Here is a 9,380-nt window from a genome sequence, read left to right as displayed (position 1 = left end):
AGCTGGCGGCGCGGATCCCGGACGCCGCGATCGAGGGGCTGGGGATCGAGGTGCGCCAGGTGATGTTCGCTGACGGACACCTGGAGGCATGACGGCAGCAGCCGTCGAGGACCTGCTGCGTGAGCTCACGCCGCAGGTCCTCGACACGTTGGAACGCCGGCACGGCCAGTTCGAGGGGTGCGAGGACGCCGTGCAGGAGGCCGTCCTCGCCGCCACCGTGCAGTGGCCGGCCGGGGGAGTGCCGGACAACCCGCGCGGCTGGCTGGTGACCGTCGCCTCCCGGCGGCTCATCGACCAGATGCGCAGCGACCACGCGCGCCGCGAGCGGGAGTCGGCGACGGCCACCGAGGTGGTGCCCGAGGACGTACCGGACACCGACGACACGCTCGTCCTGCTGTTCCTGTGCTGCCATCCGACGCTGACCGCGGCCTCCCAGACCGCCCTGACGCTGCGGGCGGTCGGCGGCCTGACCACGGCCGAGATCGCCCGCGCGTTCCTGGTGCCGGAGGCCACGATGGCGGCCAGGATCAGCCGGGCCAAGCAGCGCATCAAGGCCGCCGGCAGCTCGTTCAGCCTGCCGGACGGCGCGGAGCGCGAGGAGCGGCTACGGGTCGTTCTGCACGTGCTCTACCTGATCTTCAACGAGGGCTACACCGCCTCCTCGGGCGGCGAGCTGCACCGCGCCGACCTCGCGCACGAGGCGATCCGGCTGGCCAGGATGGTGCACGCGCAGCTGCCCGAGGACGGCGAGGTGACCGGGCTGCTCGCGCTGATGTTGCTGACCCACGCCCGCCGGGAGGCACGGACGACGGCGGCCGGCGACCTGGTGCCGCTGGACGAGCAGGACCGTACGATGTGGGACCGCGGACTGATCGACGAGGGCATCGAGCTGGTCAAGGCGTCGCTGGCCGGCCCGGCGCTGGGGCCCTACCAGCTGCAGGCCGCCATCGCCGCCACGCACGCCGACGCGGCCACGGCCGAGGAGACCAACTGGCCGCAGGTGCACGCCCTGTACCTGATCCTGGAGCGGATCGCGCCCAACCCGATGGTGACCCTCAACCGGGCGATCGCGCTCGCCGAGACCGAGGGCCCGGCGGCCGGGCTGGCTCTGCTGTCCACATTGGACAGGGACGAGCGGATGGCCGGGCATCACCGGCTGCTGTCCGTTCGGGCGCATCTGCTGGAGAAGACCGGCGACACGGCCGGGGCGTACGAGCACTACCGGCGGGCCGCGAAGTCGACCGCCAGCATCGCCGAGCAACGCTACCTGGAGTCCCGGGCCGGCCGGGTGCGGCCGTAGATCATCCTCCCCGTCCGCGGCCCCGAAGGCCTGGAGTAGCCGCTACCCGGACGCCACGACCTCGCCGGCCGTGACCTGAGGAGCGTTCGGAAGCAGGGAGGCGAGATTCTCCCGCACGTAGTCCGCGGCCCTTCTGGTGGACTCTTCGGCTCCGGCTCGATCTTCGAAGACACTGGTGGAAAGCATCACCCCATCCCCGGCGTCGACCCAGTAGTAGGCCACGAACCCCGGGACCTGGCTGATGAGCGACACGAACTCCTCACTCACTCGGCGTCCCGCCTCGGCAGGATCGGTCACCCCTTCGTAGCGCCGTACCGTTGCGTACATGGCTTTCCTCCTCCCCGGGCACAAGATCGCCCCATGGGGGAGGACATACCCCCACCTTTCGTCCTGCGACGCCAAGGGTCCGTAAGGAAACGACACGATGTGGCGGAGGACGGCTGGGCCTGAGTCAACGCGGCGCGTCCTCGGTACGGCCGGCCAGCCCGCCACTCGCGTCGATCAGTACGCGCACTTCATAGCCGCCCGCCAGCGCGTCGAGTGCGGTGTGCAGGACGACGATCTCGGTGGTCACGCCGCACACGACCAGCGTCCTGCGGCCGCGGGCCTCGATCGCCGTGCGCCACGCCGGGTCGTCCCAGCAGCTGGGACCGGTGCGCACGAACGGCGGCGCTTCGGGCACCTCCGCGATGACGCCTGGACCGCCAGGCCTGGGCGCGACCGAGACGGTGAACGGGATGCCGAGCGCCGGCGCGACGCCGCCGACGACGCCCGCGGCCCGCCGGATGGCGGCGGGGCTGTTCGTGGCGCTGGCGTCCACGATGCCGTCCTGGAGGTCGGCGAACACGATCTGCACCTGACGATGATCCAGCATCGTTCCACTCCTTAATCGTTCACTTGCTGAATGATATCGGGACGCTAGCATAGCGATCGTGAACGATGTCAAGCTCACCTCCACCCTCGCCTTCCGGCTGGGCACGCTGGGGGCCATCGCCACCGACCGCTTCTCGGCGCGGCTGGCCCCGCACGATCTCAAGCCGAAACACGTCGGGCTGCTGTCCGTGCTGGCATCCGGCGCGGCCGCCTCCCAGCTCGACATCGCCAAGCTCATGGGAGTGGCGCCCAGCCTGGTGGTCTCCCTGGCCGACCACCTCGAGGCCATGGGCGCGGTGCGTCGCCTGCGCGACCCGGCCGACCGCCGCCGCCAGACGCTCACGCTCACGGACGAGGGGAGCGCGCTCCTGACCGAGTGCACCACGGCCGCCTGCGAGCTCGACACCGAGCTGACCGCCGGCCTGACCCCCACACAGCTGGATGCGCTGCACGAAGCGCTCGGCCACCTCGCCGCCGAACACGGCCTCCCCGCATGACCACCGACGACCGCATCGAGCGCGCCCGCTCGCTCTACGACCGGGCGGTGTTCGCCGGCGACACCCACGCCCTCGCGGCGGCCGAGCACGCGCTGAACGCCGTCGAGGCCGATCTCGCCCTGGCCCGCGGCCGCCTCGTCCACGCCCGGTTCCTGGACGGCGGTGCGGAAGACCCGCGCGAGCTGGAGCTGTTCGAGCGAGCCGCCGACCTCTACCGGACGCTCGGCGACACTCGCGGCGAAGCCGAGGCGCTGTTCTGGATCGGCGCCTTCCACCAGGTGGTCCGCGGCGACGACGGCGTCGCCGTACCGGCTCTCGAACGCTCGCGCGCCCTCGCCGCAGCGGCGGGCGACTCGCTCACGACGTCGTACGCGCTGCGCCACCTGGGCATCGCCGCGCACCACGCGGGACGCCTGGACACGGCCCGCACGCACCTCGAGGAGTCGGTACGGCTGCGCCGCGGGCTCGGCTTCCACGCCGGGGTCGCCGCCAACCTGGTCGGCCTGGCCTACATCACCGCGGCGGAAGGCGATCGCGACAAGGCGCTGGAACTGCTCGACGAGGCGACCTCACTGGCCCGCTCGGACGGCGCGCACAGCGTCATCGGCTGGATCGACGAGGCCCGCGCGCAACTGGCCACCGGGGGAGGGCCAGGCGGATGACGTCGTCGGCCGGGCGGTGTCCTCGGTGATCACGTTGACCGCGACCGTCCTGATGTTCCGCGGGCTCGGCTCCGAGAAGCCCGCCTACGCGCTGTCGGCCACCGCCGGGGTGCTGGACTCCATGGCGAACCTGCTGTTCCTGCTCGCCGGCCTGGGCGCCGCCGCCCTCGCGGTCAGCCTCCTCGCCCTCACCTGACCGGTCCCGCCGCCGTTCCGCCTTCCACTCCGCCGATCACGACCACTCCGCCGATCACGAAAGGGAGACCCGTATGTTCATCCAGCCCTGGGACGCGAGCCTGGACGAGGCCGAATGGCAGGCCTGGATCGCCGACGGCCACGACTTCGGGCAGCTGTGCGTCAACGGTCCGCCCGGCCGGCCGCCCGTCGTCGTCCCGACCCACTTCATCTGCGACGGGAACGACCTGCTGGTCCATCTCGCCCGGCCCAACCCGGTCTGGAAGGCGATCGAGCACGATCCGAACGTGACGTTCACCGTCATCGGCGACTACGCCTTCGTCCCCGGCCCCTGGCGCGCCACCCCGGGCACCCCACCCGAGGAAGGGGTTCCCACCAGCTACTACGCGGCCGTCCAGTTCACCTGCCGCGCCCACGTCATCGACGACCCCCACGGCAAGGCCGACCTGCTGACCCGCCAGCTCGCCCACTTCCAGCCCGACGGCGACCACGCCGAGGTCACCGTCGACCGGCCCCCGTACGGGCGGTTGCTGTCCGGCATCCGCGGCCTGCGTCTGGAGGTCACCGGCGTCCGCGGCAAGTTCAAATACGACGACCACAAGTCCGTCCAGCACCGCACCGCCGTCGCCGACCACCTCACCGCACGAGGCCGAGGCCTCGACGTCCCCGCGGCGGCCCAGCAGCGACGTCGCACCGACCGCATCGGTACCTGGAAGCCCTGATCCCACCAGCTTGCACCTGTCTACCAGCGAAGAAGTTCCTGTCATGACCGTCTTCCGTCTCAGCCCGGCCGTCGATGCCCTCGGCCGCCGCCTCGCCAAGAAGGGCGCCCTGCCACGCATCAACCCCACCGTGGACTCCTCCAACACCGTCTCGGTCACCCACGGCCTACAGTCGCTCGACCATGTCACCGGAGACGTCGACCGCCGGTACGCCGACGGCACCGAGACCTTGCTGAGGCTCGGCAGCACTCAGGTGGTCGCGGTGGGAGTATCCAGTGCTGTGATCGGAAACGTTCACCAGGTCGTAGGTCGAGCGAATGCACTGAGGTCGTGACGCGGGCCTGGGTGGACATCGACCACACCGAAAACCGTTGGACACGGCCCAGGGCGCTCCACGATCATCCGCGCTGTGACAGATGAGTTCGAACGCCGGCCCACCGCCGGCCTGAAGTCAGTGAGATTCGTTGATCTGACGAGCACGGCCATGACCGCCCTGCTGGACGACGACCTTGCCCGGGCCAGCGCCGAGGCAGGAGTCGAGCTGACGGAGTACTTCCTCAGCGATCAGGCGAAGTGGGTCTGGCGGTATCGGGTCGATCAGCTGGCTGCGGATCCGGATAGCGCGGGGTGGCTCACCCGAGCCGTGGTAGCCGAGCCCGAAGGCGTCGTGGTGGGGTATGCCGGGTTCCACGGGCCGCCGGACGAGGCGGGCATGGTGGAGATCGGTTATTCGGTGGCTCCCGGCTACCGTCGTCAGGGGTACGCCAGGACGATGCTGACCGAGCTGATGCGTCGGGCCGCGGCCGAATCCGGAGTCAGGACTGCGCGGGTGACGATCAGCCCTGATAACACCGCGTCCCTGGCCACGATTTCCGGATTCGGCTTCGTCGAGGTCGGAGAGCAGTGGGACGAGGTGGACGGCCTCGAGCTCATCTTTGAAGTCCCTGTCTGACTGAGCCGCTGCGCTGCAGGGTGTGGGCGGCCTGGCGCGGACCCGGCGTCGCGTCGTCGACGGTCAGGTCGGCTGCGCTTCGACAGCAGGCGCGGCAGGAACAACGACATCGACCGATGCACGTCTCAGCTCGGCCCGGTTCGCGGATGGCGTCGTCATGGGGGCGGGGCGGTGGTGGCGCGGACGACGAGTTCGTGCGGCAGCAGGGTGCGCTCGGGCGTGGGTTCCCCGGACAGCACCAGGCGGCCCGCCGTCCGTCCGGCGAGCCGGCTGTACTGGCGGATCGTGGTGAGCCCGGCCTCCTCGGCGCCGGCGTCGGAGAAGCCGACCACCGACAGCTCCTCCGGCACCTTCACCCCGGCCTCGGCCGCCGCGTCGAGCACACCGAGCGCCAGCACGTCGGTGTTGCACAGGATCGCCGTCGGCCGTGGTGAGCGCGCGAGCAGCGCCCGACCGGCCTCGCGACCGGACTCGCGTTCGTTGGCCGCCACCTCATAGACGGGCGTCCGCGCCCAGTCCAGCCCCTCGGCCTCCGCCGCGGCACGGTAGCCGAGCACGCGGTTGCGCATGGCGCGGAAGACCGCGGCTTCCTGCCGGTCGGGGTCGGCCCAGCCGTGCCGGCCCTCGTGTCCCAGGCCGACCACGGCCAGCCCGAGGCGCCGGTGCCCGAGGTCCAGCACGTGCCGGACGGCGGCGCCGGCGGCGGCCAGTTCGTCGATGCCGAGGTGCGGCACGCCCTCCACGATCGGCTCGTCGACCAGGAGCGTGGGCAGGCGCCGGGCGAGGACGGCGTCGAGCGCCGCGTGCCCGTCGGGCAGGCAGAAGACGACGAAGGCATCGACCACGGCGTTCCGCACGAGTTCGGGGCGTTCGACGCCACGCGGCTGCTGCAGGAGCAGCAGCCCGACGGCCGCCTCCTCGGCGGCCACGGCCAGCCCCTGCAGAAAGCCGATGGCGTAGGGGTCGCCGAGGGCATAGGGCAGCGTCTCGGTGAAGATCAGTCCGAGCACCCCGGCCCGCCCGAGGCGCAGGGAACGCGCGGTGGGGTTGGGGCCGGCGTAGCCGAGCTCGTCCGCCATGCGCAGGATGCGCGCGCGCAGTTCCGCGCTGAGCTGGTCGGGCCGGGAGAAGGCGTAGGAGACGGTGGCGCGAGAGACGCCGACGCGGTCCGCGATCGTCTGCAGGGTCACTCGCTCGGCCATCCCCCAACCCTAGCGCGCCGCTCCTTAATCACTTAAGCGCTCAAGCGGGGGACAGGGGTGCCTGCGTCACCTGCTCGGATCCGGGCTCGGACCCCGCTCGCCCATGGGCAGGCGAGGCGCGGGTGTCAGCACAGCCTGGCAGCGTACTCGCCTGTCAACCCAGCCTGACAGCCTGCTTGAGGAAGACGACGCCGTCGATCATGTCGAGCTGCTCCGGGTTCAGCGGGAAATAGGCGAAATCGTGGGAGGTGCGCGAGGTGGGCTTCGTGACGGCCTCGGCCATGCGGCGGGCGTCGATGAGAGAGTGGTCCCACGGGAGTGTGGACAGGATGCCCTCGACGGTGTCCGGGGGCGGAGTGTCGTCGCCGACCGTGCCGAGGGCTGAGGCCAGGAAGGCGTACCGGTCGCCGAGGTGCGTCGCGGTGATCGCTCCAGCGCTCCACCACTCCAGCACCTGGTCGCCGAACGCCATGAGGCTCTTGTTCCGCTGCAGGTGGAGGTTGCTGGCGAAGACCAGGGCCGGGCCGTGGTCGGCGACGGCACGCAGGTTGGCGGCCATCATCGCGTCTCGCAGGGCCGACAGCCGCGTCCACCGTGCCGGGGACGCGTCGGCCATCCAGTAGTGGTAGCGGAGCAGGCCGGTGGCGGTGCGCCCGTACAGTGCCGCCCGCTCCCTGTCGGCCGCGCTCAGCTGCGGCGCCTGCGTGTCGAGCAGCGCCACCAGGTCGTCGGTGATCAGCCGCAGCCGCTGGGCGTCGGCGGACTGGCCGATCGACTGGGACGGGTCCATGGCCGTCGCCTCGTTCGACCACCGGTCGTCCGGGCCCAGCAGCGTGTCGAGGGTCTCCCTGGTCACCACAGTGCAGAGGAGCGGGCCGTCGAGGAGGTCGTAGAGGGCGGTGAGCGCCTGGCGCGGGCTCGCCGCCCAATACTCCAGAGGGCCGTCGAACCCGAAGAACCGGAGCTTTTCGTCATGCTTCTCGTTGTACGCCCGCATCCAGCGTACGAGGTCGCGGTTGGCCGGTGCGGCGCCGAAGCCGTGGCTGAAGCCGCGTTCCATGACGTCGTCGAGCGTGCCCGCGCCTGTCGTGATGTAGTCGTCCACCAGGAGGCCCATGAGACAGTCGCTCTCGATGGCGAACGACCGGTAGCCCTCGTGGTCGACCAGATGCCGGAAGATCTCGTTGCGCAACTCGCCCAGCTCCCCGACGAAATGCCTGGCCTCGCCCAGGCCGAGAAGCAGGGGCTCGGCGGGAAGCGACCGCAGGAACGCCGAGATGCCCGCGCCGTCGAGCTGCCGGGCCGTGTCCTTGATATCCATACCTTCAACGGTATCGTTGAACCTTCGGTGTAAACTTTGACGTGGAAACCCCCGCGCTTATCGCGATGACCTTCAAACGGTGATGCATCCATGAGACCAGTGGACCTGGCGCGCGAGCACGGCCTGTCCACCCAGGCGATCAGGAACTACGAGGAGGCCGGCATCCTGCCCGCCGCCGAACGCACCGTCCACGGCTACCGCACCTACACGCCGCTGCACGCGCAAGCCCTGCGCGCGTTCCTCGCCCTCGTGCACGGGCACGGCCACCAGACGGCCACGTCGATCATGCAGGCGGTCAACGGGGACGCGACCGAGGACGCGCTGCGGCTCATCGACGAAAGCCACGCCCAGCTCCTCGACGACCGCCGCACCCTCCAGGCCGTCGAAGCCGCGCTCCGCGACCTGGCACCCGTACCGCAGGAACGCGGCGACGCCTTCATCGGCCCCCTGGCCAGAAGGCTCGGCATCCGCCCTGCCACCCTGCGCAAATGGGAGAACGCCGGACTGGTCCAGCCGCACCGCGACCCGCAGACGGGCTACCGGGTCTACAGCGCGGCCGATATACGCGACGCCCGGCTGGCCCACCAGCTCAGACGGGGTGGATACCTGCTGGAGCAGATCGCCCCGCTGATCGCCCAGGTCCGCTCCGCGGGAGGCGTCGCACCGCTGGAGCAGACCTTGCGCGACTGGCGGACCCGCCTGTCCGCCCGGGGCCGCGCCATGCTCAAGGGCGCCGCCGACCTGGACGTGTACCTCCGCGCCCGCGAACCTTGAGGTCGAGTCACATCCACCACAGGAACGGCATGGCCATGGAAGGACGGGGCCATTTCGCTTGATCAAGAGCAGCACGTTGCCCCGACCCCCCGCCGTATTCGGGAGGACCGTCAAGCCGCTCCGCGGCGGAACACACATGGAGACGCAGGCGAGAGTCGAACTCGCTCGTACGGGCTTTGCAGGCCCGTCTCCGCACCGGCGAACTGCGCCAAGGCCGCCCTTTTCGCCTGGGCGGATCGTGCGCAAGGACGGAGTCGAACCGCCACAGCCGAAGCGTCCGGTCTACCGCCGGGTGGGCTCCCCAGCTGCCCGGCTCGCGCATCAGCGGCGTACGTCCGGCGGGATTCGAACCCGCACCGTCCGGCTCCTAAGGCCGGCGCCTCTTCCATTGGGCTACGGACGCCAGAGAGCCGCAGCGGGGACTCGAACCCCGTCCTGCTGGGTGGAAGCCGGCTGCCTTACCAGTTCGGCCTCTGCGGCAATGTGGACTGACGGGATCTCGAAACCCTTACAGTCCTTGTGTTCCGCTGTGGAGTTGTCCAAATACCGGTCCCGGATTCCGGGCAGGGGAAAGAGAAAAGGCCGCCTGGTGTACACCTGGCGGCCTCCGAAAGTCCTTCGCGGATTATCCGGAAGCCTGCCTGAGCAGGGCGCAGCCGAGCGCCGCACAACGCCGACAGCGGCACCGTCCCGGTCCGTGCGCGGTGGCTGCGATGGTCATGGCCGGCCTTTCCTGATGTTTCCGTGGCGGCTCTCCGCCCGTGTTCCGTCGTGTCGACAGTAATGGCCGGCACGGCGGCCGTGCCACTTGTTTATTCAGACGCACGGCGGCGCAATATGATTTCAGCCATTGGATAGGCAAAACCTCTGCTCGCGGGCTCA

The 9,380-nt window shown here is 70.5% G+C and carries 12 protein-coding genes and 4 tRNA genes; 8 read left to right on the top strand and 8 right to left on the bottom strand.

Features of this window, described 5'->3' with window-relative positions; all coding sequences use genetic code 11:
* Positions 1 to 88 precede the first annotated feature (88 nt).
* A complete protein-coding gene (locus ABZX22_RS15395) occupies positions 89 to 1,300 on the top strand; it encodes a DUF6596 domain-containing protein (protein ID WP_354908878.1) in 1,212 nt (403 codons plus the stop codon).
* A gap of 42 nt (positions 1,301 to 1,342) precedes the next feature.
* Here the strand turns inward: ABZX22_RS15395 and ABZX22_RS15390 are convergent, their stop codons facing one another.
* Together ABZX22_RS15390 and ABZX22_RS15385 are read right to left on the bottom strand one after the other, a co-directional pair.
* Positions 1,343 to 1,627, bottom strand: coding sequence for a hypothetical protein (locus ABZX22_RS15390; RefSeq protein ID WP_354908875.1), 285 nt, complete (start codon positions 1,625 to 1,627; stop codon positions 1,343 to 1,345).
* A gap of 124 nt (positions 1,628 to 1,751) precedes the next feature.
* Positions 1,752 to 2,174 (bottom strand): isochorismatase family protein, encoded by a 423-nt coding sequence (locus ABZX22_RS15385; protein ID WP_354908873.1) that lies wholly within the window; start codon positions 2,172 to 2,174, stop codon positions 1,752 to 1,754.
* 58 nt (positions 2,175 to 2,232) lie between these two features.
* Here ABZX22_RS15385 and ABZX22_RS15380 point away from each other — a divergent pair, with 58 nt between their 5' ends.
* The 6 genes from ABZX22_RS15380 to ABZX22_RS15355 all read left to right on the top strand — a co-directional run bounded on the left by ABZX22_RS15380 (position 2,233) and on the right by ABZX22_RS15355 (position 5,201).
* Entirely contained in the window at positions 2,233 to 2,670 is a 438-nt protein-coding gene (locus ABZX22_RS15380; RefSeq protein ID WP_354908870.1) for a MarR family transcriptional regulator, read from the top strand.
* Positions 2,667 to 3,332 (top strand): tetratricopeptide repeat protein, encoded by a 666-nt coding sequence (locus ABZX22_RS15375; protein ID WP_354908868.1) that lies wholly within the window; start codon positions 2,667 to 2,669, stop codon positions 3,330 to 3,332. Before ABZX22_RS15380 ends, ABZX22_RS15375 begins: the two co-directional genes overlap by 4 nt.
* 25 nt (positions 3,333 to 3,357) lie before the next feature.
* Positions 3,358 to 3,528 (top strand): hypothetical protein, encoded by a 171-nt coding sequence (locus tag ABZX22_RS15370; protein ID WP_354908865.1) that lies wholly within the window; start codon positions 3,358 to 3,360, stop codon positions 3,526 to 3,528.
* Between the two features lie 73 nt (positions 3,529 to 3,601).
* Complete coding sequence (locus ABZX22_RS15365; protein ID WP_354908863.1) at positions 3,602 to 4,249, top strand: FMN-binding negative transcriptional regulator; 648 nt, start codon at positions 3,602 to 3,604, stop codon at positions 4,247 to 4,249.
* Between the two features lie 43 nt (positions 4,250 to 4,292).
* Positions 4,293 to 4,583 carry a hypothetical protein gene (locus tag ABZX22_RS15360; RefSeq protein ID WP_354908861.1) on the top strand — a complete coding sequence of 97 codons (291 nt, stop codon included), beginning with the start codon at positions 4,293 to 4,295 and terminating at the stop codon, positions 4,581 to 4,583.
* Positions 4,584 to 4,658: 75 nt separating this feature from the next.
* A complete protein-coding gene (locus ABZX22_RS15355) occupies positions 4,659 to 5,201 on the top strand; it encodes a GNAT family N-acetyltransferase (protein WP_354908858.1) in 543 nt (180 codons plus the stop codon).
* Between the two features lie 155 nt (positions 5,202 to 5,356).
* On the opposite strand, the gene ABZX22_RS15350 is transcribed toward ABZX22_RS15355, so the two are convergent.
* Together ABZX22_RS15350 and ABZX22_RS15345 are read right to left on the bottom strand one after the other, a co-directional pair.
* Entirely contained in the window at positions 5,357 to 6,403 is a 1,047-nt protein-coding gene (locus ABZX22_RS15350; protein ID WP_354908856.1) for a LacI family DNA-binding transcriptional regulator, read from the bottom strand.
* A gap of 154 nt (positions 6,404 to 6,557) precedes the next feature.
* Entirely contained in the window at positions 6,558 to 7,724 is a 1,167-nt protein-coding gene (locus tag ABZX22_RS15345; RefSeq protein ID WP_354908853.1) for an erythromycin esterase family protein, read from the bottom strand.
* A gap of 90 nt (positions 7,725 to 7,814) precedes the next feature.
* Here ABZX22_RS15345 and ABZX22_RS15340 point away from each other — a divergent pair, with 90 nt between their 5' ends.
* Positions 7,815 to 8,498: a TioE family transcriptional regulator gene (locus tag ABZX22_RS15340; RefSeq protein WP_354908850.1), complete on the top strand. Its 684-nt coding sequence runs from the start codon at positions 7,815 to 7,817 to the stop codon at positions 8,496 to 8,498.
* Between the two features lie 137 nt (positions 8,499 to 8,635).
* Here the strand turns inward: ABZX22_RS15340 and ABZX22_RS15335 are convergent.
* From ABZX22_RS15335 to ABZX22_RS15320, 4 genes are all read right to left on the bottom strand, one after another.
* Positions 8,636 to 8,708 (bottom strand) — tRNA-Cys (locus tag ABZX22_RS15335).
* Between the two features lie 29 nt (positions 8,709 to 8,737).
* Positions 8,738 to 8,818 (bottom strand) — tRNA-Tyr (locus tag ABZX22_RS15330).
* Between the two features lie 10 nt (positions 8,819 to 8,828).
* A tRNA-Leu gene (locus ABZX22_RS15325) sits at positions 8,829 to 8,901 on the bottom strand.
* 5 nt (positions 8,902 to 8,906) lie between these two features.
* Positions 8,907 to 8,978: transfer RNA gene (locus tag ABZX22_RS15320), tRNA-Gly, on the bottom strand.
* Positions 8,979 to 9,380: the final 402 nt, after the last annotated feature.

The organism is Nonomuraea sp. NPDC003804 (assembly GCF_040610675.1).
Taxonomy (GTDB): domain Bacteria; phylum Actinomycetota; class Actinomycetes; order Streptosporangiales; family Streptosporangiaceae; genus Nonomuraea.
Note: the sequence above shows the minus strand (reverse complement) of the source record. Positions and strands in the feature narration are given on the sequence as shown.